The sequence below is a fragment of the Natrarchaeobius oligotrophus genome, assembly GCF_003841465.1.
In the GTDB taxonomy this organism is placed as follows: domain Archaea; phylum Halobacteriota; class Halobacteria; order Halobacteriales; family Natrialbaceae; genus Natrarchaeobius; species Natrarchaeobius oligotrophus.
This window is the reverse complement of sequence record NZ_REFZ01000008.1, coordinates 17,885-41,688: the sequence shown is the minus strand read 5'-3', so window position 1 is coordinate 41,688 and position 23,804 is coordinate 17,885. Positions and strand designations below refer to the sequence as shown.

General features: G+C 62.5%; 25 protein-coding genes, 1 tRNA gene and 1 pseudogene. 14 read left to right on the top strand and 13 right to left on the bottom strand.

The window, feature by feature from the left end:
• Positions 1-3 precede the first annotated feature (3 nt).
• From EA472_RS12850 to EA472_RS12820, 7 genes are all read right to left on the bottom strand, one after another.
• A complete protein-coding gene (locus EA472_RS12850) occupies positions 4-465 on the bottom strand; it encodes a NuoI/complex I 23 kDa subunit family protein (RefSeq protein ID WP_124191918.1) in 462 nt (153 codons plus the stop codon).
• Positions 462-1,559, bottom strand: coding sequence for a complex I subunit 1/NuoH family protein (locus EA472_RS12845; RefSeq protein WP_124191917.1), 1,098 nt, complete (start codon positions 1,557-1,559; stop codon positions 462-464). Before EA472_RS12845 ends, EA472_RS12850 begins: the two co-directional genes overlap by 4 nt.
• Positions 1,556-3,217, bottom strand: coding sequence for an NADH-quinone oxidoreductase subunit D (locus tag EA472_RS12840; RefSeq protein ID WP_124191916.1), 1,662 nt, complete (start codon positions 3,215-3,217; stop codon positions 1,556-1,558). The genes EA472_RS12845 and EA472_RS12840 overlap by 4 nt, the downstream gene beginning before the upstream one ends.
• The gene (locus EA472_RS12835) at positions 3,214-3,921 is read right to left on the bottom strand and encodes an NADH-quinone oxidoreductase subunit B (RefSeq protein ID WP_124191915.1); all 708 of its coding nucleotides are present in this window, start codon (positions 3,919-3,921) and stop codon (positions 3,214-3,216) included. Before EA472_RS12835 ends, EA472_RS12840 begins: the two co-directional genes overlap by 4 nt.
• On the bottom strand, positions 3,918-4,331 hold the full coding sequence (locus EA472_RS12830) for an NADH-quinone oxidoreductase subunit A (protein WP_124191914.1): 414 nt from the start codon (positions 4,329-4,331) through the stop codon (positions 3,918-3,920). The genes EA472_RS12835 and EA472_RS12830 overlap by 4 nt, the downstream gene beginning before the upstream one ends.
• 239 nt (positions 4,332-4,570) lie before the next feature.
• Positions 4,571-5,209 (bottom strand): AIR carboxylase family protein, encoded by a 639-nt coding sequence (locus EA472_RS12825; RefSeq protein WP_124191913.1) that lies wholly within the window; start codon positions 5,207-5,209, stop codon positions 4,571-4,573.
• Between the two features lie 114 nt (positions 5,210-5,323).
• On the bottom strand, positions 5,324-6,508 hold the full coding sequence (locus EA472_RS12820; protein ID WP_124191912.1) for a 5-(carboxyamino)imidazole ribonucleotide synthase: 1,185 nt from the start codon (positions 6,506-6,508) through the stop codon (positions 5,324-5,326).
• 305 nt (positions 6,509-6,813) lie between these two features.
• Between EA472_RS12820 and ribH the strand changes: the two genes are divergently transcribed.
• The gene (gene ribH / locus EA472_RS12815) at positions 6,814-7,227 is read left to right on the top strand and encodes a 6,7-dimethyl-8-ribityllumazine synthase (protein ID WP_124191911.1); all 414 of its coding nucleotides are present in this window, start codon (positions 6,814-6,816) and stop codon (positions 7,225-7,227) included.
• 4 nt (positions 7,228-7,231) lie between these two features.
• Entirely contained in the window at positions 7,232-8,380 is a 1,149-nt protein-coding gene (locus EA472_RS12810; RefSeq protein ID WP_124191910.1) for a pyridoxal phosphate-dependent aminotransferase, read from the top strand.
• Between the two features lie 171 nt (positions 8,381-8,551).
• On the opposite strand, the gene EA472_RS12805 is transcribed toward EA472_RS12810, so the two are convergent.
• Positions 8,552-8,992: a hypothetical protein gene (locus EA472_RS12805; RefSeq protein ID WP_124191909.1), complete on the bottom strand. Its 441-nt coding sequence runs from the start codon at positions 8,990-8,992 to the stop codon at positions 8,552-8,554.
• Positions 8,993-9,287: 295 nt separating this feature from the next.
• On the opposite strand from EA472_RS12805, the pseudogene EA472_RS23415 reads away from it, so the two are divergent.
• Positions 9,288-9,485, top strand: a pseudogene (locus EA472_RS23415) (hypothetical protein); the annotation flags it as partial.
• Positions 9,471-9,573: transfer RNA gene (locus EA472_RS12795), tRNA-Gln, on the top strand. The pseudogene EA472_RS23415 and the gene EA472_RS12795, both read left to right, overlap by 15 nt.
• Positions 9,574-11,014: 1,441 nt before the next feature.
• On the opposite strand, the gene EA472_RS12790 is transcribed toward EA472_RS12795, so the two are convergent.
• Positions 11,015-11,440, bottom strand: a complete 426-nt coding sequence (locus EA472_RS12790) for a helix-turn-helix domain-containing protein (protein ID WP_124191907.1) — start codon at positions 11,438-11,440, stop codon at positions 11,015-11,017.
• 724 nt (positions 11,441-12,164) lie between these two features.
• Here EA472_RS12790 and EA472_RS12785 point away from each other — a divergent pair.
• From EA472_RS12785 to EA472_RS12775, 3 genes are all read left to right on the top strand, one after another.
• Complete coding sequence (locus EA472_RS12785; RefSeq protein WP_165874886.1) at positions 12,165-12,374, top strand: hypothetical protein; 210 nt, start codon at positions 12,165-12,167, stop codon at positions 12,372-12,374.
• A 173-nt stretch (positions 12,375-12,547) separates the two neighbouring features.
• Positions 12,548-12,985 carry a universal stress protein gene (locus EA472_RS12780; protein WP_124191905.1) on the top strand — a complete coding sequence of 146 codons (438 nt, stop codon included), beginning with the start codon at positions 12,548-12,550 and terminating at the stop codon, positions 12,983-12,985.
• A gap of 127 nt (positions 12,986-13,112) precedes the next feature.
• Positions 13,113-13,871 (top strand): sugar phosphate isomerase/epimerase family protein, encoded by a 759-nt coding sequence (locus EA472_RS12775; RefSeq protein ID WP_124191904.1) that lies wholly within the window; start codon positions 13,113-13,115, stop codon positions 13,869-13,871.
• A 24-nt stretch (positions 13,872-13,895) separates the two neighbouring features.
• Here EA472_RS12775 and EA472_RS12770 read toward each other — a convergent pair whose 3' ends face one another.
• Together EA472_RS12770 and EA472_RS12765 are read right to left on the bottom strand one after the other, a co-directional pair.
• Positions 13,896-14,729 (bottom strand): class I SAM-dependent methyltransferase, encoded by an 834-nt coding sequence (locus tag EA472_RS12770; RefSeq protein ID WP_243637842.1) that lies wholly within the window; start codon positions 14,727-14,729, stop codon positions 13,896-13,898.
• On the bottom strand, positions 14,726-15,121 hold the full coding sequence (locus EA472_RS12765) for a DUF2267 domain-containing protein (protein ID WP_124191903.1): 396 nt from the start codon (positions 15,119-15,121) through the stop codon (positions 14,726-14,728). Before EA472_RS12765 ends, EA472_RS12770 begins: the two co-directional genes overlap by 4 nt.
• A gap of 148 nt (positions 15,122-15,269) precedes the next feature.
• Here EA472_RS12765 and EA472_RS12760 point away from each other — a divergent pair, with 148 nt between their 5' ends.
• Positions 15,270-15,518, top strand: a complete 249-nt coding sequence (locus tag EA472_RS12760) for a hypothetical protein (RefSeq protein ID WP_124191902.1) — start codon at positions 15,270-15,272, stop codon at positions 15,516-15,518.
• Between the two features lie 114 nt (positions 15,519-15,632).
• Here EA472_RS12760 and EA472_RS12755 read toward each other — a convergent pair whose 3' ends face one another.
• The gene (locus tag EA472_RS12755; protein WP_124191901.1) at positions 15,633-16,079 is read right to left on the bottom strand and encodes a universal stress protein; all 447 of its coding nucleotides are present in this window, start codon (positions 16,077-16,079) and stop codon (positions 15,633-15,635) included.
• 343 nt (positions 16,080-16,422) lie between these two features.
• Here EA472_RS12755 and EA472_RS12750 point away from each other — a divergent pair, with 343 nt between their 5' ends.
• The 6 genes from EA472_RS12750 to EA472_RS12725 all read left to right on the top strand — a co-directional run bounded on the left by EA472_RS12750 (position 16,423) and on the right by EA472_RS12725 (position 23,203).
• Positions 16,423-17,304, top strand: a complete 882-nt coding sequence (locus EA472_RS12750) for a universal stress protein (RefSeq protein ID WP_124191900.1) — start codon at positions 16,423-16,425, stop codon at positions 17,302-17,304.
• Between the two features lie 81 nt (positions 17,305-17,385).
• Entirely contained in the window at positions 17,386-18,732 is a 1,347-nt protein-coding gene (locus EA472_RS12745; RefSeq protein WP_124191899.1) for a TIGR00341 family protein, read from the top strand.
• Between the two features lie 81 nt (positions 18,733-18,813).
• Entirely contained in the window at positions 18,814-19,689 is an 876-nt protein-coding gene (locus tag EA472_RS12740) for a universal stress protein (RefSeq protein WP_124191898.1), read from the top strand.
• 78 nt (positions 19,690-19,767) lie between these two features.
• On the top strand, positions 19,768-21,177 hold the full coding sequence (locus EA472_RS12735; protein WP_124191897.1) for a hemolysin family protein: 1,410 nt from the start codon (positions 19,768-19,770) through the stop codon (positions 21,175-21,177).
• A 122-nt stretch (positions 21,178-21,299) separates the two neighbouring features.
• On the top strand, positions 21,300-21,638 hold the full coding sequence (locus tag EA472_RS12730; RefSeq protein WP_124191896.1) for a DUF7344 domain-containing protein: 339 nt from the start codon (positions 21,300-21,302) through the stop codon (positions 21,636-21,638).
• 188 nt (positions 21,639-21,826) lie between these two features.
• The gene (locus tag EA472_RS12725; protein WP_124191895.1) at positions 21,827-23,203 is read left to right on the top strand and encodes a nicotinate phosphoribosyltransferase; all 1,377 of its coding nucleotides are present in this window, start codon (positions 21,827-21,829) and stop codon (positions 23,201-23,203) included.
• Between the two features lie 70 nt (positions 23,204-23,273).
• Here EA472_RS12725 and EA472_RS12720 read toward each other — a convergent pair whose 3' ends face one another.
• A complete protein-coding gene (locus tag EA472_RS12720; protein WP_124191894.1) occupies positions 23,274-23,726 on the bottom strand; it encodes a universal stress protein in 453 nt (150 codons plus the stop codon).
• Positions 23,727-23,804: the final 78 nt, after the last annotated feature.

Genomic DNA, 23,804 nt, shown 5'->3' with positions numbered 1-23,804 from the left:
CCGTTACTGGTAATCGACCTCCCCCTCACCTTCGCCGATCCACGCGCCCCGATCGGGTTCGCGCGACTCGAGCGGGTCGATGTCCTTGTACCACGGTACCGACTTGAGCTGTTCTTTGTTGTAGACGAACTCGTGTTTCGTGTCCGCGGTGAACTCGAAGTTCTGGGTGAGGAGGATGGCGTCGACCGGACACACCTCCTCACAGAGGCGACAGTAGACGCACTGTCCGATGTGGAGGTTGTACTGTTCGCCGTTTCGCTGATCGTCCATCACGATCTGGATCGTATCGTTCGGACAGACGTTCTCGCACTGACGACACCAGATACAGCGCTCCTGGCTGAACTTGTGGACGCCCCTGAACCGCGGGGAGACGTCCGGTGCCGTCTTCGGATACTCCACCGTGAAGGTGGTGCCGTCCAGTGCGTGTTTCATCGTCGTCGCCATCGATTTGAGTACTCCGATCATGCTATCAGCCCCACGATTGCTGCGGTGAGTGCGAGGTTCGCGAACGAAAGGACCAGCAGTCCCTTCCAGCCGATTTCGATCAGTTGGTCGATCCTGACGCGCGGCACCGCCGAGCGCAGCCACTGCGTGAGCAGGAACACCGCCCAGATCTTCAGCAGGAACCAGACGATGCCCAGCTCGGCCGGCCCCGGCCCGGCCGGACCGCCGAGGAAGATGGTCGCGATGATCGCGCCCCCGAGGAAGATGTGCAGGAACTCCCCGAGGTAGACCAGCACGAAGTAAACCGAGGAGTACTCGGTCTGGTAGCCGGCGATCAGCTCGGCCGGCGCTTCCGGCATGTCGAACGGGTTACGTCCGACCTCGGCGAAGTTCGCGATCAGAAACAGCACGAACGCGAACGGGTTCACCAGCGCGAACCAGGCCGGCACCGCCCACTCGAGTCCGGGGATCGTAAACAGCGTCGTCTCGTTCTGGACCGCGACGATCTCGCTCATCCGCAGCGAGCCCGCAAAGAGCACGACCGACATCCCGGTCACGACCAGCGGAATTTCGTAGGCGATGTTCTGTGCGACCGCGCGCAGCCCGCCGAGCATCGAGTACTTGTTCCCCGACGCGTAGCCGGCCATCACCAGGCCGATCGAGGCGATGCCGGCGACCGCGAAGACGAACGCGAGCCCGACCTCGGGATCGGCGAGGTGGATGCCACTTCCCATCGGGATCACCGCGAACCCGAGCAGCGCCGAACCCGCGATGACAATCGGTGCGAGGTCGTACGCCGGTCGGTCGGCGTTCTCGGGGATGATGTTCTCCTTCGAGAGCAGCCGAACCGCGTCGGCGACGATGATCAGGATGCCGCCGGGTCCGATGTGGTTGACGGCGATCCGGTCGGTGAACGCGGCGGTGATCTTCCGTTTCGCCCACGGGCCGGCGACGCCGGTCATCGCGAGCATCAGGTTGGCGACGATGAACGCGCCGAGAAACGCCGCGATCAGTTCGCCGGCGATCCCGAACTCGCTCAGCCCGGTCAGCTCGCCGATCCGCTCCGGCAACAGGACCGTATCGCCGTTTTGCAGCGGGGCGATCGCCGCGTTCATCGATCCACCTCCCCGAGGACGATGTCCAGACTACCCAGCGACGCGATCAGGTCGGGAATGTACTCTCCCTCGGACATCTCCGCGAGCGCCGAGAGATTCGAAAAGCACGGGCTGCGGATCTTGAACCGCGCCGGCTTGTCCGTCCCGTCCGATCGGATGTAGATGCCGAGTTCGCCCTTGGCGGCCTCGACGGCGCGGTAGGTCTCGGCGTCGGCGTCCGGCTTCAGGGTTCGCGGGACGTTCGCCTGAATCTCGCGGTCGTCTTCCGGCCAGTCCTCGAGCAGGTCGAGACACTGCTCGACGATCTTCGCCGACTCCTCGACCTCCTCCATCCGACAGAGGACGCGGGCGTAGTTGTCACAGCCGTCGCGCGTGACGACGTCCCACTCCAGGCTCTCGTAGTAGCCGTAGGGGTCGTCGCGTCGAAGGTCGTAGTCGACGCCCGAGCCGCGAGCGACGGGACCCGTACAGCCGTAGTCCTTCGCGACGTCGGGCTCGAGGACTCCGGTGTCGATACAGCGCGTCTGGAAGATCTCGTTGGTCGTGATCAGGTCGTTGTACTCCGCGACCTTCGCCGGCAGTTCGTCGAGGAAGTCCCGCGCCTGCTCGAAGAACTCCTCGCGAGGTTCGGGAAGGTCCCACGCGACGCCACCGACGCGGAAGTAGTTGAACATCATCCGCTGGCCGGTGAGGTCTTCGAGGAGGTCCTGGACGATCTCCCGGTCGCGGAACGTGTACATGAACGTCGCGGTGAACTCCCCGTAGACGTCGAGCGCGAACGTCCCGAGCGCGAGCATGTGCGAGGCGATCCGACACAGCTCCGCCCCGAGCGTCCGGATCACCTGGGCGTACTCGGGTACCTCGATGTCCGCGAGATCCTCGATCGCGCGCGCGTACGCCCACTCGTTGAGCAGCCCCGACGAGACGTAGTCCCAGCGGTCGGGGTAGGGCATGATCTGGTGACGGTAGGTTCCCTGCTGGCACATCTGCTCTTCGCAACGGTGCAGGTAGCCGATGTCGGGCTCGAGGTCGGCGATCGTCTCGCCGTCGAGGACCGTCTTGACGTGGAGGACGCCGTGGGTCGCCGGGTGGTGGGGTCCGACGTTCAGGAACATGGTGTCGGATTCCGGATCCCTGTGGTCCGGCTCGAGCGGGTTCGCGTGTTCGGAGAGCGTGACGATCTGGGGTTTCTCCTGGTCGTAATCCGCCGACAGCGGGTGACCCTGCCACGTCTCGGGCAGCAGGATCCGTCTGAGGTCGGGGTGGCCCTCGTACTCGATGCCGACGAGATCGTACGCTTCCCGTTCGTGCCAGTCGGCGGTTCGATAGACGGGTTCGGCACTTTGGCTGACCGGCTCCGACAGCGACGTCGGAACCACGATGCTCACCTCGTCGGTCGGGTCCGCGTACTTCTTGAGGTGGTAGATCGTCTCGAAGCGGTCGTCGTACTGCTGTGCGGTGACACACGAGCAGTGATCGTAGCCCGCCTCGTCTCGCAGGTCGACCAGCACGTCCTGGACGTCGTCCGGGTTGACGACGAACCCCGGTGCGTTCACGTGATCGTCGCGTGCGAGCGCGCGATCACCGATCACCCCCTCGAGTTCGTCGTGGACGAGGTCGGCGTCGGCTTCGACATCGGCTTCGGCTCCCGTACTCATGGCGAATCAGCCCAGTTGTACCGCATGACGAGGTCGTCTTCGTCGATCTCGCTCGCGAGCTTCTGTACCAGTTCGTCCTCCGGGAGGTCGCCGAACTCCTCGAGCTCGTACGGTTTGACGACGACGGGAGAGGACTCGCCGTTTTTGATTCGCTCTTGCAGTTTGAGGATGCCGTAGATCAGCGCCTCGGGTCGGGGGGGACAGCCCGGGACGTGGATGTCGATCGGGATGATCTCCTCTGCGCCCTTGACGACGTTGTATCCCTCCTGGAAGGGGCCGCCGGAGATCGTACACGATCCCATCCCGACGACGAACTTGGGTTCGGGCATCTGGTCGTAGACGCGTTTCATCCGCGGGCCGAACTTCGAGACGATCGTTCCCGGAACGATCATGACGTCGGCCTGTCGCGGCGACGCCCGGGGAACGCCGGCCCCGTAGCGGTCGACGTCGTGTTTGATCGCGTACGTGTGGATCATCTCGATGCTACAGCAAGCGATCCCGAACTGGAGCATGAACATCGAGTTCCCGCGCACCCAGTTCATGAACTCGTCGAACTTGGTGAGGATGAACGGCGACGTGCCGAACGCCTCCCGAAGCTTCGAGTTGAACCGATCGTCGACGCCCTCTCCCATTCGCGCGTCACGGGTGTCGGTGGACGGTGCGGTGCTGTCGCGGATCGTTTGCCGTGGATCGTCGCTACTCATGGTCGGTTGTGGTCGGTGTCTACCTGACGGGGTGTCTGTGCCCACTGTACCGCGCCGTTTCGCCACGCCCACGCGAGTCCGACGAGCAGGATGACGACGAACGCAACCATCGGCCCGAGAATCTCGAGCAGCGTGACGGCGTCCGACTCGATGGCATCCAGATACACGACCGCCCACGGGAACAGCAGGACGGTCTCGATATCGAAGATGACGAACAGAAGCGCAACCATGTAGTACTGGATGTTGAATCGGATGCGCGTTCCGCCGGTCGGAATCTCGCCACTCTCGTAGGTGGCGCGTTTGCTCGTTTCCGGAACGCTCGGCCGAAGGAGGTACGATACCGCCATCATCCCGAGCGGTATCAGCAGTCCCACGAACGCCAGCGCCCCAATCGCTATCCAGTCGTTCATCTCGGTAACGTTCGGACGTTCAAACCGCACCCACATAAGGGTTGATTGTTCGATTTCCGGCTCAAAAGGGGCTGCATCCGGCCATCAGGAACCGTGAACGATCGAACGATTCGCCATCTCGAGCCGACGCGCCCGTTGGGCGACTGTCACGCCCTGCCTCGAGACCGGACGTCGGCGACCCGTAATCTGCATTCACTGATCGCACGATCGAAACGTCCACGCCCCACCCCACCGTTCGCCTACCGATCGCGCGATCGAAACGCCGCCGTCCCGTCGTCGTGAAGTTCCCGCGAGACGGTCCCCACGCCCTCGCGGAGGTCCTCGTGGTAGGCGACCAGCCGCTCTCGAATCTCGTCGTACTGGCGGGCGAGGATCTGGGCCGCAGAGAGCGCCGCGTTGAACGACTTGCCCGCGTCGACGGCGACGATCGGCGCGCCGGTCGGCATCCCGATCACGCTGTCGACCGACTTCTCCTGGACCGGGACGCCGATGACCGGCAGCGGGTACGCGATCGAGGCCGTCATGTTCGGCAGATCGGCCGACTTCCCGCCTGCGCCCGCGATGATCACCTCGAGGCCGCGGTCTTCGGCCGTCTCGGCGTACGCCGTCATCAGGTCCGGCGTCCGGTGGGCCGACGTCACGTACGTCTCGAACGCAAAGCGCTCTTCCGGTGGGTTTTCGAAGTCCGTCTGCTCCGCGAAGCCGAGCTCGTCGACGAACGCGTCGTACGCCCCGCGGCGCTTCCCGCCGGTCATCATCGTCTCGAGGTCCGAGTCGCTGCCCATGACGATCCCGACGTCGGGCGTCTCCTCGGTCGGTCGATCCCGGTCGGCCTCGCGGTGCAACCGATCGATCAGGTCGCGAACGCTGTCGCTCATGCGTGGTGGTGGTGGGGGAGGTGACTTCAACTCCGCGAAACGTCGACCGCCCCGGGGTCGAGTCCGGAGAGATCCGCATCGGCTGCCGATAACGCGGGATCGACGGGACGACGATCAATCCCGGAACGTCACGGCGTCCTCTACGTCGCGTGCGATCTCGAGTAACTCCTCGACGGTCGCGTCGTCGTCGCGTCCCGACACCGTCACGTGCCCCATCTTTCTGCCCGGACGCGCCTCCCGTTTGCCGTACCAGTGGAGGTGCGCGCCGGGCGTCTCGAGGACGCGGTCGACGTTTCGAAGCCGTGCGTTTCGGGTCTCCTCGACGTCCGCGAGCAGGTTGGCGAGCGCCGTCGGCGAGCGCAGTTCGGTCGAACCGAGCGGCCAGCCGAGGACGGCCCGGACGTGCTGTTCGAACTGCGAGCTCTGGGCCCCCTCGATCGTCCAGTGTCCCGAGTTGTGCGGCCGCGGCGCGATCTCGTTGAGCAGAATCTCACCCTCGCCAGTTTCGAACAGCTCGATCCCGTAGACGCCGCGGCCCTCCATCACGGAGAGGACGTCGCGGGCAACCTCGTAGGCGCGTTCCGTCGCGGTCTCGCCGGATCGCGCGGGAACGATCGTCTCCCGCAGAATCTCGTCTTCGTGGACGTTCTCACCGAGCGGGAAGGTGGCGAGCTCTCCGTCGCCCTTGACGGCGATCACGGACACCTCGCGCTCGAAGTCGACGAACGCCTCGACCATCGCGGGGCCGGCGACCGACTCGAGTGCGTCCTCAGCGTCGGCTTTCGACTCGACGGGGACGTTGCCGCGGCCGTCGTAGCCGCCGGTGCGAGCCTTGAGCATCACCGGCGCGCCGTAGTCGTCGATGGCGTCCCGAACGTCGTCGATGGCGTCCCGAACGTCGTCGGCGTCCTCGACCTCGCGAAACGGCGGGACGGGAACGCCGGCGTCCGCGAGTTCGCGCTTCTGGACGAGTTTGTCGTGGATCGTCTCGAGCGTCGCCGGCTTCGGGTGCACCGGCGTCCCGGTCTCCTCGCCGACGCGCTCGAGGACGGTCTGGTCGGCCAGTTCGATCTCGAAGGTGAGCACGTCCGATCGGTCGGCGAGCTCTCGAATTCCCTCCTCGTCGTCGAAGTCGGCGACGATCTGGTCGCGGGCGACCGTCGCCGCCGGACAGTCCGGCGTCGGATCGAGGACGATGAGATCGACCCCCAGCGGCGACGCGGCCTCCGCGAGCATTCGACCGAGCTGTCCCCCGCCGACGACGCCGACCGTCGGTCCCGGCGTCTCGAGCGTAGTCATTGCGCGCCGGTTGACGACGACCGCGCTTAAGGATTCCCAAACGAGGAGAACGCGGGCATCGCTCGTCCCGCTTCGAACCGTCCACCGCGGCGGACGGGGATGAACGGGTGTGAGACGGACTACCGTTCGTCACTGCCGTTGAGACTGCGATCCGTCTGCAGTCCTCCCGACAAATGGTACGATAGACCGGACGAGACGGTGTCTCGAGCGATCGACGAGAAGCCGCGTCGAGCGACGACGATCCGGCGCGTGACGGATCGGACGAGAACGGTACCTCTTTTACCGGTCCACTCCACCGCTCGCGTATGACCACGCTCGGACTGGTGGTCGCGCAGTTCAATCGCCCGATCACCGAGCAGATGGAAGAGGCGGCCCTCGAGGCGGCGAACGCCGCGGGCGCGGAGGTTCGCGACACCGTCCACGTTCCCGGCGCGTACGACGCTCCGCTGGCCGCCGATCGTCTCGCTCGTCTCGAGGAGATCGACGCCGTCGTCGTCGTCGGAACCGTCATCACCGGCGACACGGATCACGATCAGGTGATCTCCGACGCGACGGCCCAGCGGCTGTCCGACGTCAGTCTCGAGCGTGATACCCCCGTTACCCTCGGCGTGACGGGGCCCGGAATGTCAGCGGCGGAAGCGCGCGAACGCGTCGAGAACGCGGCGAAAGCCGTCGACGGCGCGCTCGATCTCGTTTCCGAACTGCCGAGACCGGAGTGATACGATGACGATGGAATTCACCGACCGCGTAACCCGAGTCGAACCGTCCGCAACGCTCGCGATCTCCGCGCTGGCCACCGAACTCGAGGCCGACGGCGCGGACGTCGTCGACCTCTCCGTCGGCGAACCCGACTTCCCGACCCCGCGGAATATCGTCGACGCCGGCCAGGGGGCGATGGACGCCGGCCACACCGGCTACACCACCTCGTCCGGCATCCTCGCGCTGCGCGAAGCGATCTCGGAGAAGCTCGCGGACGACGGCCTCGATCACGGTACCGACGAGATCATCGTCACCCCCGGCGCGAAGCAGGCGCTGTACGAAATCGTCAGCTCGCTCGTCCAGGACGGCGACGAGGTCGTCCTGCTGGACCCGGCGTGGGTCTCCTACGAGGCGATGGTGAAGATGGCCGGCGGCTCGCTGTCGCGCGTCGACCTCTCGCCCCACGACTTCCAGCTCGAGCCGGCCATAGACGAGCTTTCGGAGGCCGTTTCGGACGACACCGCGCTGTTGATCGTCAACTCGCCGTCGAACCCCACCGGAGCCGTCTACTCCGACGCCGCACTCGAGGGCGTCCGCGACCTGGCGGTCGAACACGACGTCACCGTCATCTCCGACGAGATCTACAAGGAGATCACCTACGGCGTCGAGCCCACCAGTCTGGGGACGCTCGAGGGGATGGCCGATCGCACGGTGACGGTCAACGGCTTCTCGAAGGCCTACTCGATGACCGGGTGGCGGCTCGGCTACTTCGCCGGCCCGTCGGAGCTGATCGACCAGGCCGGCAAGCTCCACAGCCACTCCGTGTCGTCGGCCGTCAACTTCGTCCAGCACGCCGGCATCGAGGCGCTCGAGAACACCGACGAGGCCGTCGCCGAGATGGTCGAGGCCTTCGAGGGGCGTCGCGACCTCGTCGTCGACCTGCTGGCCGAACACGACGTCGACGTCGCCGTCCCCGACGGCGCGTTCTACATGATGCTTCCCGTCGCGGAAGACGACCAGAGCTGGTGTGAAGGTGCCATCGAGGACGCCCACGTCGCCACCGTCCCCGGCAGCGCCTTCGGCACGCCCGGCTACGCCCGCATCTCCTACGCCGCGAGCGAGGAGCGACTCCGCGAGGGTATCGAGCGACTGGCCGACGAGGGCTACATCTAGCGATTCGGACTTCCGGTTTGCTCGATTCGAGATCCGATACAAACTGCCGATCGACGATTCAGAGAAGGAGATCGTTATTCTACGGGTATTTCATTCAATTTCCACTGTCGGAAATCAACGTGCCGCCTCCGTAATTAGTGCCCTATCTACCCTCACCGGTTCTGTCTACACTCAGCATCCCTCCGTCGCATCCTGTAGTATTTCTGGCTCATCTGAATCATCTATTTCGGAGATAAATCGTAATTCTATACAAGAGGCAGACTCCGGGCTAATCAGTTCACCAGTTATAACGTGGTCATCGATAACTCCGTGAAACGTATTCCACATCTGGTTTCGATCGACCTCTACACTAACGGTTTCATCGGTACCCGCATTGACTTCGCGGGTTATCCATTCATCAATTCCACCGTCGTCTTCTAGTGCAAAATGAAAAATCTTTCGCTCAGCACTATTATTATACAATCTCAACTTTATGTCCGGATTTGGGCCACTGTTCCTGGATAAACAACCAGATACACTCAACAAACATGCGCAAGAGAGGATGAAATAACGTCGGTGTTCTTTCATATCTGTCTTTCCTGCCCAATATTTAAATACCTTTTTCAGCGACATTCATTAGTACACAATGTCTTTAATATAATCTATCGATAGATGTATTGGGGGACATTAGAGTAACATTCAGACAGGGATAAGAGAAAAAGAGGTTGATACGGTGAGACTGCCCGTCCTGAAATCGATATCCGGGGCCGGTGTAGGTACCGCACTCCTGCTAGGCGTAACAACCCACATTGGGTCAGAGATGAGCCGTAACAAGAAATATTACTAAAATAGTGATTATCCGAGCAGTATAAATTATAGACGCCCGACCGAGTCGACGATGAGCTTCGTTGACCCGCTCCAGTGCCGCGCCGACATCGCGACGGTCCCGGGAAGCGCCTTCACCACGCCCGGCTACTCGCGAATCTCCTACGCCGCGAGCGAGGAGCGACTCGAGTCGAAAAGTAACACTATTGTGCGACGGCGCTCTATCCAGCGATTGAGTCCCGCGGACAGCAGGGAGCTACCTGCAAAGGGACGAGTGAAACGAGGCAGTCCCGTGGTGTAGTGGCCAATCATCTGAGCCTTTGGACGTGTCCGGTTCCGGCCGTCACGGAAGCGAGCTCAGGACGGCGGTTCGAATCCGCCCGGGACTATATACCTTTGGTATCGAATCCTCTTTTTAGATTGACTTATTGTCGGTCACATTCCAACTCGTGACGAGCCAAATCTGTCGCGTCCCGCTCCCCTGCGTGTACCTTCTTGCCACACGTGAGACATTGGTAGAAGTGTGGGTCATCGTCAACGGGCCGGTAATGCTGGTCAAGGATTTCTTGTTTTCGGTCTGATATTCCCATTCACAACATATATAGTTTCAAGAATATTGGTTTATGGAAGATAGTCGCCCGTATAATACAGTAGTCGGATAATTTGGATACACAATGCAGCAGACTCCCAAAGGCTCGGAGTGCGAATTGCTCGCGGCAGAGGACCGGATATACGTCCGCGTCTCATCGGCCGAGGCTGACCTCCAAGAAATATGTCAAGCTGCCCACACCGAATTCCAATGGTTGTGGGACAAGGATGGCATGGCGTACATCGACCACACCAGCGTCAACGTCGTCAAACCGGACTAAGCCCAAAATCCAGGAACTCAATCAAAATGACCGCAGGTGCCCTCTCAGTCGACGTATCCGGCGGGGAAGACGCAGACCCCGCAGAACTCGCTGAAATCTGTAGGGACCTACAGGAGTGGCAGATGCGTCAATGGTCAGAGATTAGCGGAGCATGCGTTAGAACGGAGCCACAGGACTTCACGCTCTTCGGATAGCATGACCGCCGATTGCTATCTCTGCGAGAGGCGAACGCATATCAATTGCGACAATTGCGGTGTTCACGTGTGCGAGGATTGCCGACGGTCCCTCAACTCAACGGGGCTACCGGCCGACCATCGATGTCCGACGTGTACGGAGTACGCGCTCTAAGACCGTTCGAGTAACCGACACACGTTTATGCTAAGGCAATGATTAATTCAATTGTTCGAGATAAACACAACATCAAGAGAGCGGGGTAGGCATACGCCCTGTAGGCGACTCGCTTATTGAAAAGCGGTGAATAAATATCTATTAATAGTAGTAGGCCGCCGCGCCTCGCGAACCTCTACTGTATTGCGCTGGGGGAACTTGTCTTCGTCTTTAACTATAACAGGGTATCCGACGGTGACCGCACGCAGATTATCGTCGCAGGCGCTGACGCAGAAAACCCGCTGGGAGCCGCGGAGTTCTCGAAGATGCAGCAGAGTGGTAACGGGTACCGGAATAACCTGTCGTCCGCGATCGTCGAATTCGCCGGATTCAATGTTGACGGAAAGACGTCGTACGGCGGAACAGACCGACTTATTATCATTTCGCAGAGGTCGTTGGATTACCGGCTTGCTCGCGCGCTGCTCGCCGACCATGCGGCGTAGGCGGGATGCTCGTCGGGAGTACGGCTTGTCTCGCAAATTGGGCGGAACCCATAGAAGGTGTGAGCCTGTTTTAGATCGAGAACCAATCTCAATATCGAAGATGGTCGATGATATAGTACCGACTATGTGGCTTACTCCTCTTGGTTTTCTACTAATTCCTCAATTCGCGGGCCGATCCAATTTTGATTGCTCTGAAGGAGGTCCACACGGTCGCGTAGTTGCTCGAGCTCGTCTTCTAATTCTTTGATACTCTCCGCGTTGTCTACAGGCTCGATTGTCGCCCGCTGACGTTTAGATTCAACGATCAGACCTTTCTGGATTTCTTCGCGACCGTCACCCGTGAGTTTGGCGATCGTAATCGGCGCTACGCCCTCGGGGGTCGCAGTTGGGTCTCGTTCGGTTTCGATGAGACCCAGTTCCTCTAATTTTTGGAACCGGTATCGAACGCTGGAGTTGTCGAGTCCGGTCTCGCGTCGTATTTCCGTGGTAGAGGCCCCTCCATCGTGCCCTTCAATCGCACGTATGATGTCTCGGCTGTCCGGGTCAATTGTGGTCATAATAACAGATGGGAAGAACCACAGTATTGGTTTTAGGGTCGTGAAGAAAGGTCCGAAACGGTCGAATCACGTCGACAGCATTCGGTCAGTAGTACCGTCAAGAAGCGTCAACAATGGATTCGTCCGACACCTTCTCTAATGAGAGGGCGTGTAAATTCACTCATGACACGTGATTCTGAAGTGAAATACCGCGAAATAACCGAGGTAGCACCCACAATTATTGGGTGAATTATACTTATTGGGCCTGTAGGTTGTAGTTGCTCTATGGAGCGCGTGTGGATCAGGAACGGGAATACGAGCATCGCGCCGAAGATCAACCCGTTGAACGGGCCTGCCACGAAGGATGTCGACCGACGGACGTGTACCTTTTCGACAACCCGTTCATCAACGAGGTTACCAACGCCCCACGAATGATCAAGGGTTGTCACCGCTCACGGTGGTGACGAGCCGCGAGTCGTGGTCTCCAGTCTATTGGACGTACCTGATACCATTGCTGAGGGCCACGGAAGCGATTTTGGGCCATGGGCGACGGGACGGTCGCAGATGCTGCCGTCGGCCGCTTTCGCAGACGTCACGAGGTTTATTTGAACAGTAAACGAAAAGTCACCATTCATGGAGCAGCGAGACGGGCTCTGGGAGCGATCGGTTCTTCGTCCAATCAACTGGCGGCCTGCCCACGTCCTTGTCGTAACGCTCGCGCTCGTCACGACTGGTATCCACGTCTATGTCGGCGTACTTCTTTCTCATGGGTGCAGGACTGTTCGCGGGTTTCGTCCTCTTTTTCACCACGCTGTGGCAACCGGTATTGTATCTGCTCGGGGCGGTCTACGTCATAATGTTGCTGATCCTCTGGATGCTCGACGGAACGCCGTTATTCGCGCTGGGAATCGTTGACGCGCTCATACAGCTTACGCTCATTGTCACGTTCTTCTAACTCTTAGTGGTCGAAGAGTGAACGCCGCCGCACTGAGTTGCTGACCGGGGTCCCGGTACGCATTCCCCGAGGATGGCACATCGTCGATTCACTCGGCGGAAGACAACCAGCTCGCAGCGGCTCTCCGCCCATCGTCGAGTGGTATTTTGTACCGCGACTCCGTCGACTCCGGCATGGACCGACACGTGCTGGTTCCGCTCGATGGATCGAAACCGAGCTGGGAGGCCCTCGACCACGCGGCGGCGAACGCGGACGGGGACAGGATCACAGTCCTCCACGTCGTCGATCCGGCGGAGGGCGTTTACGCCGGGGCGGAGGGCGGCTACTACGACGCCGAGGCGTTCAACCGGGCCAGGGAACGCGGCGAGAACCTCTGCGAGCAAGCGCGCGAGCGGCTCCGGGACGACGGCGCGCTCAACCGGATCGAACTCGACACCGCCGTGGAGACCGGCAAAGCGGCCCGGACAATCGTCGAGTACGCCGACGAGTACGACGTCGATCACATCGTCATCGGCAGCCACGGACGCGAGGGCGTTTCGCGAATCCTGCTCGGCAGCGTCGCCGAGACGGTCGTCCGCCGGTCGCCCTGTCCAGTGACGGTTGTCCGCTGACCGGTACGATCGTCGGTCACCGCTTCCCGCCGACAGTAGCCCGCTGACCAGCAGGTCCAGACGGACCGACCGTCGTCCAGCTAACGATGGTCAGGATCGTTTTAGGGGAGGCGGCCGAGCGTCTGGTATGGACGCCGATGTCGGACTCACCGTGGGCGACTCGATCGACCGGTTGGCGGCGACCGTCGAGGGCTTCGACTTCGCCGAGCTCTCGATCGGCGACGGGACGTCCGCGGCCGAACTTGACGAGAGCCGCCTCGAGACGATTTTATCGGATGCCGACGCCGACCTCTCCGTGCACCTCCCGTACAAGCAGGTCGTGGCTACGCCCAGCCCCGAAATCAACGCCGGGATCGTCGACTACATGACGCGACTGCTCGACCGAGCGGGCGAACTCGACGCCGACAAGGCCGTCCTCCACGGCACGCTCCGGGATCCCCACGACACCGACCTACGTCCCGTCTTCGCCGACCAGCTCGCGGCGATCGCCGCGGCCGGCGACGATGCGGGTGTCAAACTCGTCGTCGAGAACGTCGGGCACCAGGCGCGGGGCCTCCCGCTCTCGGTTCTCGGCGACCTCGCTCGAGAGACGGACACGGCGGTCTGCTTCGACGTCGGCCACGCCTACATGGAGGACGGCGATGACGGCGTCGAGCGCTTCCTCTCGGGATGGGGCGATCTCGTCTCGCACCTGCACGTCCACGACGTTCGTTCCAGGGGCGACACCCACCTGCCGATCGGTGCCGGCGAGGTCGATTACGACGTCATCGCGGATCATCTCGGGGGATTCGACGGGACCGTCGCGGTCGAGGTTTTCACCGACGATGTCGGGCTGTTGCGCGACTCCGCACGGAGAGCGAGGAACCACCTCGCGACGGACTTGTGAACCGGTGGGCCGCCGTCGCCGTTGCTACCCGTTCCGGGCGAGCACGACTTCGACCGGCAGTCCCCAGGCGCTGGCGACCTGTTCGGCGTCGATCTCGAACCCGACGTCGAGAAGCGTGTCGCGGAGGTAGAGTGGCCGGCAGTCAACGTACGTCGGATACAATTCGTGGATCGATTCGTACAATCGGGTTATCAGGCCCGCCTCCCGACGGGAAAGCGAGACAACGCAGAGACGCCCGTCCGGGGCAAGCACGCGACGCCACTCCTCGAGGACAGCCGGAATTTCGGGTGTGTCGAAGAGGTCGAGGACGAAGCTCGCGAAGCACGCGTCGAACGTCCCGTCCGAGAACGGCGCGGTCGACGCGTCGCCCTCGACGACCACGCCCGGGTCCAGATCGGCGGCCGCGAGCGTTCGCGAGGTTCTCCGACACATCCCTCTCGAGAGGTCGATCCCGACGGCGACGCCGTCCGAACCGACCGCGCAATTGAGTTCGACGAGCGCGGTGCCGGTCCCGCAGCCGATATCGAGGACTCGCTCGCCGGGCGCGGCGTCAAGCAGTTTGAGCCCTGCCTCTCGCGCCGGTGCCTCGAACGGGTCGGCGATGACGTCGTACCACCGGCTGAGTGAGTTGTACCATTCGCGGGCCGCCATCTTCGACCGAGGGACGCGGGCGATCGGACCGGGCGGGATCGCGTTTCCGGATGCGCTCTCCGCGATTTTCGACGTTACCCGTTCCCGTGCCGCGGCTCCCGGCGACGGCTCGTCGCCGTCCCCCGTCGCGGGTCCCGACTCGCTTCCGGTCGCCGACCGGCCATCCGCACCATCGCCGGCAACAGAGGGATCGCTCGGCTCGCTCACGGTCGGGCCACGTCGACCTGCGTGAAGAGCTTCTCGTAGTCCTCAGGGAGCCCGTCGCGGACCTTCGTGACGTTTCCGGGCGGGACGACATCTGCGACGACGGTCAGGACCTGCTGGGCGTGGTAGTTCGCATCCGAACGGTCGACACTTTCGCCCTCGCGGTCGGCGATCCGGTCAAGGAATTCCCCGTAGTCGAACCGCTGGCCGTGCTCGGCCTCGGCCAGGTACCGATCGATCTCCATCGGCAGCGGGCTGGCGAGATCTGTCGCTTCACCTTCGTGTAGTCGCTCGCCGAGCGTCGTCAGGACCGCCCTGGTCGCCCGAACCGCAGGGCCCATTTCTGCGAGCTCGAGCCTGTGCTGCACCTGCCCTACGAATTCGTTGTATTTCATTGGAATCACCGGACGGATGATTGATGCGATCCGCCACTAGACACTCCTCCGACCAGCGAAAAGTAGGACGGGGATGGCTCCCACCGGTCGGGACTGTGCGGGGTCCCTTTCCTCCATCCTCCTGTACTCTCTGATGAGGGGAGGCACGATGGTCGAATACTACGACTGGATCCTAGTCGCCATCGCGGCAGCTCTCGCGTCGGGGTTCGTCGTAGGCTTAGCTACGGCCGTTCCGATGGAGATGGCGATGGCCGGCAGCGTCCTCGTCGCGACGCCGTTCGTCTACGACGCGATCTTCAGGAATCCGCCGATTCCGGAAAACGATACCCGGCGCACCGTCGCCGCGATCGTCTGGCACGTACTCCTCGTCTGGGTGCTTCTGGTTGCAATTCTCTGACGCGAGTTTACCGCCGATCGGCTGGCATCCGTCCAGGCGGATCGGCGGCCGACTCCAAACCGGGCGCCGCGAGGTCGTTCGTAGATGCCGTACCGTTTTGCGGGTGCTGGACCGCTACCCGTTCGGTGGCTCCTCCGAACGAACCACTGTCACTGGGACGGCCGCTCGGCGAACCACCGTCTCCGCGACGCTTCCCAGCAGAACGCGTGCGGCACCCTCCCGTCCGTGGCTGCCGATGACGATCGCGTCGACCTCGTGTTCGTCTGCGTACTGGAGGATTGTTCGCGCCGGCTCACCGGGGGCGAGTTCGGTTTCGGCTTTGACGTCGCCGGGTAGTTCTTCGAGTATCGATTCGAGGACCCATTCGCCTTTCTCGCGTTCGTTCTTGTACTCGTCTTCCGCCCTGTACCCGGGAAACGCTCGCCGTCGACTGTATTCGATCATCGGATCCATCACGTACAGCAGCGTGATGTTCGCGCCAGAGAACTGTTCGGACGCGTAGTTAGCCGCGGCCCGGGACGGTCCGGATCCGTCGACGGGGACGAGAATGGTCTTGCTCATAGGGGATATCTTCACGACCCGGCCCGATAATTGTCGTGTACCTCGCGAGGGTGTTCGACTCGTCCGTCAGTGCCGAAAATCGGGCGAGAGGACCCGGCGGGAGATCGACAGCAGATCCTCAGTGGAAGACTGTGGGTATAGTAGTCAGTGAAAGTCAATGCACGCCTGATCGCCCGACAGCGTCGCGATCAGTTGTAAATAGTGTCACTGACTACTATAGACGCCTCCCAAGGGCTGTCGGTAGACGCCCAGCGAGGCCGGAGGCAATGAATTTCGGGCAGTTATCGCAGTCGATCTGTTCCCGACCTTTTTGGTTGCCGTCGGTGTACGCTGCACGAATCAGATGTACGAAACGATCCTTCTTCCCGTGGACGGCAGTACCGGCGCCGAAGCCGCGACGGTGCGGGCGCTATCGTTCGCGGACGCGTTCGACGCCACTGTCCATATCCTGCACGTCCTGGAACTGCCGGCCGAGCCCACCGCCAACCTCGACGAGACCCAGCAGCAGGAACTCCGGCGCTTTGCCGAGCAACGCGGTCGGGAGGTGACAGCGGCGGTCGCAGAGCGCGCCGCGGATCGCGACGTCGCCGTCATTGAGGAGGTGATCGACGGCGTGGCTCACCGCTCGATTCGCAAGTACGCTCGCACGAACGACGCCGACCTGATCGTGATGGGAACGCACGGGCGGCGAGGAGCCGAGCAGGTCAGATTGGGCAGTACGACGGAACGCGTGCTCATGCTCTCCGACGTCCCCGTCCTCTCCGTTCGCGCGGCCGACGAGAGAACGGCGCCCGCAGACCTGCGCGACGCTATAGGCGATGTGGTGTTTCCAACCGACGGCAGCGAGTTCGCCGACCGAGCCGCGGAGCACGCGCTCTCGATCGCGGAGCTAAGCGGTGCCACCGTCCACGCGATCTACGTGATCGACGAGGCCATCTCCGACCTTCAGGACGCTCCGGGCAGCATCGTCGGATTGCTGAAGGAGGGCGGCCACCAGGCCGTCGATGCCATCGCGACGGACGCTCGCGACCGCGGTCTCTCTGCCACGAGCGACGTGCTCCGGGGGAGTCCCGAGATGGAGATACTCGAGTATGCCGAGGGCGTCGACGCCGATCTCGTTGCGATGGGGACGCGGGGCCGAGCCGCGGGCACGGAGCGGGTAATAGGAAGCACAACCGCCCGCGTCGTCCGCCGATTCGACCGTCCGCTCCTGACGGTCGGATGAACGGACCGCGTTCGTCGAGGGCCGTGAAACCCGAACCACGACCGTTTTCACGTTTTTACGTTCTCCGGTGGTGGGCTTCGCATGCGATATCTCGAGGTTACGGTTCCGAAGGGACGCCGACGGGCAGTGCTCGACGTCCTCGATGACGAGGGGATCGACTACGTCGTCAGCGACGAGACGAGCGGCCGTGGCTTCGCGGCGGTCGTTCGATTCCCGCTCCCGACGCGGGCCGTCGAGCCGGTTCTCGATCGACTGAATCGAGCCGGAATCAGCGACGACACGCGCGTCGTCGTCATCGACGCGGAGACCGTCATCTCCCAGGAGTTCGACGATCTGCTCGACCAACACAGCCACGGCGGCACGAAGGGATCGCGAACCTCGCGGCAGGTCCTCCGAACGAAAGCCGAGGAACTCACGCCTGCGTTTCCCATCTACGTGACGATGTTGCTCATCAGCGCCGTCGTCGCCACCGCCGGGCTCCTGGCGGACTCGCCGGCGGTCGTGGTCGGCTCGATGGTCATCGCCCCACTTATCGGCCCCGCGCTGGCGGCGAACGTCGGCATCGTCACCGGCGACGACGGACTCACTTCGACGGGATTCACCTACCAGGCCACCGGACTCGCTATCGTAGTGGGTGCCTCGATCGGGCTCGCCGTTCTTGCCCGACTTGCCGGCCTCGAGCCCGCGGGAGTCGACATCGTCGTCGTCGCTGAACTGCAAGAGCGAGTCTCACCGAACGTGCTCTCGCTGGCGGTCGCGCTGGGCGCCGGCGTCGCTGGGATACTGAGCCTCACGCGCGGTTTCTCGGAGGCCATCGTCGGCGTCATGATCGCGGCCGCGCTCATCCCGCCCGCCGCCGCGGTCGGGATCACGGTCGCCTGGGGGATGTACGGAGCGGCGATCGGCGCCGCCGTGCTGGTGATCGTCAACGTCCTCTCGATCAACTTCGCCGCGCTGACCACGCTCTGGATCGCCGGCTACCGCCCGCAGGGACTGTTCGAGGTGTCGCCGACCCGCAAGCCGACCTACGCGTACGCGACAATCTTCGGGGTCGCACTGCTCGTGCTCGCCGCGCCTCTCGTCGGAGTCACGCTGGTCGAGTTCCAAGCGACGCAGCTGAAGTCCGCGGCGGACGAAGAAGTTGACGCGGTACTCGCGGAGCCGGAGTACAACCACCTCGAGGTCGAATCAACCGAGGTACTCCTCGACGACGATTACCCGCTACGCTCGGTCGATCGGGTCGTCGTCACGGTCTCCAGTTCCGATCCCGGTCCGATGCCGGCGCTGACAGATCATCTCCATGAGGGGATCACAACCCATGCGGACGGACCAGTCGTCGTCGAGGTGCGGTTCGTCGTTGCGGAAGATCGAGAGGGAGACGCCAGCGAACAGATTGTTCATACCTCGAGCGGTGACCGCGATTCATGAGCGAATCCAAGCGTGATCCAAATTCCTCGCCATCCAGAGCCGAACCTAATAACGGTTCGAAACATACATTCAACTGTCAATATGAGCAAGGACACCGGGGACGCCGACGGAACGCTACTCGTACCCATAGCGAACGAAGAAACCGCGGATCGTCAGCTCGATACCGCGATCGACATCGCGGCCGACCGTTCCTACCGAATTCTCCTCGTGTTCGTCCTCGAGATCCCGCCGCAGCTGTCGCTCGTCGACGGCCGCCGGTACCTACTCGAGGACGAACACGAGGAACTCCTCGCGGACGCCGTAGAGCGCGTCGAGTCCCACGGAATCCCGGCCGAGCAGCGAATTCGAATGGCTCGCAGCGTCGCGACGGGGATCGTTGGGGCCGTCGACAAGCACGACGTCGACGCGACCCTGCTGGGATGGCGCGGCCGGCCGCCCCGTCAGAACGTCGTCCTCGGAAGTCACGTCGATAGAGTCCTCGGCGACGCCCAGTGTGACGTACTCGTCCAGCGAATCAAGACGTCGCGACCCGAGAACGTCGACTCGGTCTTGGTTCCGGTCGCCGGCGGCCCCCACGATGCCTTCGCCGCCGAGACTGCCGCCTCGATCGCCCGGCACAACGATGCCTCGGTCACCCTGCTGCACGTGCTCGAGCCGGCGGAGCCGGAACTGTCGCGGGACGAGGCGACGGCGCTACTCGCCGAACGGGCCGACGGATTCGAGGGCGTCCAATCCGTCGATCAAAACGTGGTCGAGGACGACGACGTCGGGGGCACGATCACCGATCAGACGACCGAACACGACGTTACAGTGTTGGGCATCTCGCGGGGCGGGCTCCTCCGGCGAGCACTACTCGGAACGATCTCGGAAGGCGTCGGCAGACATGCCGCCGGGACGGTAATCCTGACGAAGCGCCACGATCCCGTTCCGTCGCGTCTGCGGCGACTGCTCCCCTGACGAGATCGACCATCCCGAACTACGAGAGAACGGATCCGCTCACGGCGGTTTTTGGACCTCCTCGCCGTAGTGATCCCAATGCTCCTGGAACCCACAGGTCCCCTCGAGTACACTGTATCGGTCGTCGCGGCGGTCACGGATCCGGTAGAGGCGACCGCAACCGTGGCTACCGTCTGGCCGTCAATCCCCGTACCGGAGCTGCCGCTGTGGTTGCTCACCGCCGGTGGCGTGCTGGTGATAGTGCTCCTGATGGCGGTTTCGGGGTTCTTCTCGTCGTCGGAGATCGCGATGTTCGCGCTGCCGAGACACCGACTCGAGGCCCTCGTCGAGACCGGGGCGAGGAACGCGACCGTCGTCGAGGAGCTCCGCGGCGATCCGCATCGCCTCCTCGTCACGATCTTGGTGGGGAATAACGTCGCGAACGTCGCCATGTCGAGCGTCGCGACCGCCCTCCTCGGGTTCTACGTCTCCGGGGCACAGGCGGTCCTGCTGACGACCGTCGGGATCACGTCGCTCGTCTTGCTCTTCAGCGAGAGCGCGCCCAAGTCCTACGCCATCGAGAATACGGAGTCGTGGGCGCTCCGCGTCGCCCGGCCGATACGCCTTTCGGAGCACCTGTTGTACCCGTTCGTCGTCGTTTTCGACAAGCTGACCCGCGCCGTCAACGGTCTCGTCGGCGCCGAGACGGCGATCGAGTCTGCCTACCTCACCAGACGCGAACTCCAGGACTTGATCGCCGCGGGCGAGCGGGCGGGCGCCATCGAGCCCGACGAGCGAGACCGGCTTCGCCGGGCGTTCAGATTCGACGAACTGCCCGTGAGCGAGATCATGGTCCCCCGTCCCGATGTCGTGGCGGTCTCGACGACGGACTCGATCGAGGAGGCGCTCCAGGTCTGCGCATACAGCGGCTTCACGCATCTGCCTGTGTACGAGGACGACCTCGATACCGTCGTTGGGACGGTCCACGTCTGCGAGCTCCTCCGAGAGCGCGACTACGGCGCACGCGATCCCGACGACCTCGCGCTCACGGACGTGATGGAGCCGACGATTCACGTCCCGGAGACGATGCCGGCCGACGACGTGCTCGCGGAGATGCAGCGGGCTCAGACCCATATCGCGATCGCCATCGATGAGTTCGGCACCACCGAAGGCATCGTTACCACCGAAGACCCCACCGAAGTGATCGTCGGCGAAATCCTCCGACCGCTCGAGACGGTCCCGATCCGGGCGATCGACGACCGGACCGCCGTCGTCCGTGGCGACGTCTCTGTGACCGAAGTCAACGACGTGCTAGATCTCGAGCTGCCAGAACCGCCGACCGCCGACACGGTGGCCGGACTCGTTCTCGATCGGGCCGGCCGTCTTCCCGAGCCGGGCGAACGGTTCACGGTCGACGGGGTCGCGATCGTCGTCGAGACCGTCGAGGACACGCGAATCATTAACGTCCGCCTCACGCGGACGGGATCGACAACTGAGCGCGAACGCTGACCGTCTCCCTACCGGCGTTGTTTCGGCCGTTTCGACAGTCCAAACATGTGAAATCTTTCAAAGCTCGGGAACTGGGAGTGGTTCTTTGTCCATTGCTATCCTGGTTCAAACTACATAAAACGATGACCGAGTGCCTGATCACGGACGAGGACGGCGTCGTTCAGGGAAGCTGCGGGTTAGACGATGTCTTCAGACTTCTCGCTAACGCTCGTCGCCGCGAGATCGTTGCCGTCCTCGACTCGTCTGATGCCAATTGGATCGAGCGTGACAGGCTGCTCGCTGACCCGTCAGGCACGGACGACGGTATGGAGGCGATCGAGGCGAGGGACGCGCTCCATCACGTACATTTACCAATGCTCGAGGATCTGGGGCTGATCGAATACGACAGGCAGAGCGGGGCGATCCGGTACTATCAGTGCCAACTGCTCTCGAGCGTTCTCGCCGCAATCGATCTACGATGAACACCCAGTACGATTGATCATCGTCCCACGTAGCGACCGATCGCCCTGCAGTCGGACCGACTCCGACGTACACGACAACCCGTCCGCAGGGTCGAGCCCGTCGGTACCGCCCATCGATCGAGACGGCGAACGAATCGTCTGAAGGACGGCTAATTATGACGAGTGATGTGGTACGTTTAACCGAAACGATGTCCAAAACGACCTTCGGCTTCTTGGGGGACGAGACGCTCCCGCTGTTTACCGACCTCTACGAGTTGCGGATGATGCAGGCGTACTACAACCAGAATCACAATCCGAGGGCGACGTTCAGCCTCTTCGTCCGCGATCTGCCGCCGGATCGCGGGTTCATGATCGCTGCCGGACTGGAGCAGGCGATTCACTACGTGGAGAACGTATCGTTTGGGGATCGATCCCTCGAGTTCCTGATCGAACAGGGATTCGACGAAGACTTCCTTTCGTACTTGGCCGACTTCGAGTTCAGTGGCGAGATCCGCGCCCTACCGGAGGGAACGGTAACGTTTGCGAACGAACCCTTGCTCGAGGTGACGGCACCGATTCTGCAGGCGCAACTCTTCGAGACCGCGGTGATCAACCAGATCGGGTACCAGTCACTCGTCGCGACGAAAGCGAGTCGGATGCGGGACGTGATCGACCGCCGGGGAGGTGACCAGCAGCTGGTGGACTTCGGTTCGCGGCGAGCCCACGGCACGGATGCTGGCATCAAAGCTGCGCGAGCTGCCTACATCGGCGGCTTCGACGCCACGTCGAACGTCGCGGCCGGGGAGGCGTTCGAAATCCCCGTCGCCGGAACGATGGCCCATTCGTGGGTCCAGAGCTTCGAGCGCGAGCGCGACTCGTTCGAAACGTTCGTCGACGAGTACGGCGACGAGAGCGTCATCCTGATCGACACCTACGACACCGTCGGGGGAGCGGAGATCGCTGGCGAGGTCGCCGAGACGAACGACGTCGACCTCCGTGGCGTGCGACTCGACTCGGGCGACCTCCCAGCGCTCTCGAAGGCAGTCGACGAGGTCATCCCCGAGGTCGATCAGTACATCTCCTCCGGCATCGACGAGTACGCCATCCGGGAGTTTTTCGATCGGGACGGCGTCGGGTCGGGGTTCGGGCCGGGAACCGCACTGGTGACGAGCACGGATGCCCCGAAGGTCGAAGGAGTCTACAAACTCGTCGCGGTCGAACGCGAGGGGGTGATGGAGCCGACCATGAAGCTCTCGACGGGGAAGGTCACCTACCCCGGAGCGAAGAGCGTGCGACGCACCGAGTCCGACAGACTGTTCGACGGCGACGTCGTTGGCCTTCGAGACGAGGATCTTCCCGGCGAGGAGCAGTTGGTGACCGTCGCCGAGGACGGCGATCGGGTTCTCGAGTTTCCGTCACTCGACGAGATCCGGGAAACTGCGCGACGAAACCGCCGGAAGCTGCCCGAGAAACACCGCTGGATTGAAGACCCCGAGCCCTACGACGTGCGAATCAGCGACGGCCTGAAACGCGAGACGGACGAACTGAAACGGACCCTCGAATCCCGACTCAACAGCTCATCGTAGCAATCAATGCACAGTTCTTGTGGCGGGCAGAGATCGGAACGTGATCTATCTTGAAAAGGGAGTGATCGAACTACGCTGTTTGAACCGGCGTTTTGACGATGGTGATTGGTCGTTCCGCCATATTGGCAACGCGTTCAGTCACACTACCGAGTAACCGTCTGTACTCTCCCGATCGATTTTTTGAGCCGAGGACTGTAAGCCCAATATCGTTCTTATCCATATACTCGAGAATCTCTGCGTGTGGGACGCCGTGTCGGATCACGGATTCTGTCTCGATACCTGCAGATTCTGCACGATTGGCGATCGTCTCGACTGCGTCTTGGCCAGCCTGTTCGAGCGCCTTCTCTAACCCTTCGAATTCGTGGACATACTCGTCCCCGGGATACGAGCTATAGGCCTCGGCATCAACGACGTAGAGAACGTGTAACTCGGCATCGTATCGTTGTGCGGCATCGATGGCATGATCGATCGCTCGGTCGACCCCGGGACTCATATCTGTGGGAAGCAGGATTCGATCGTACATATGTATCCTATCCTACTACCGAGCCAGCAAAATACTCTGTGCTCAACTCTACACTTTCCGTCGAGACCGAGAAGGACG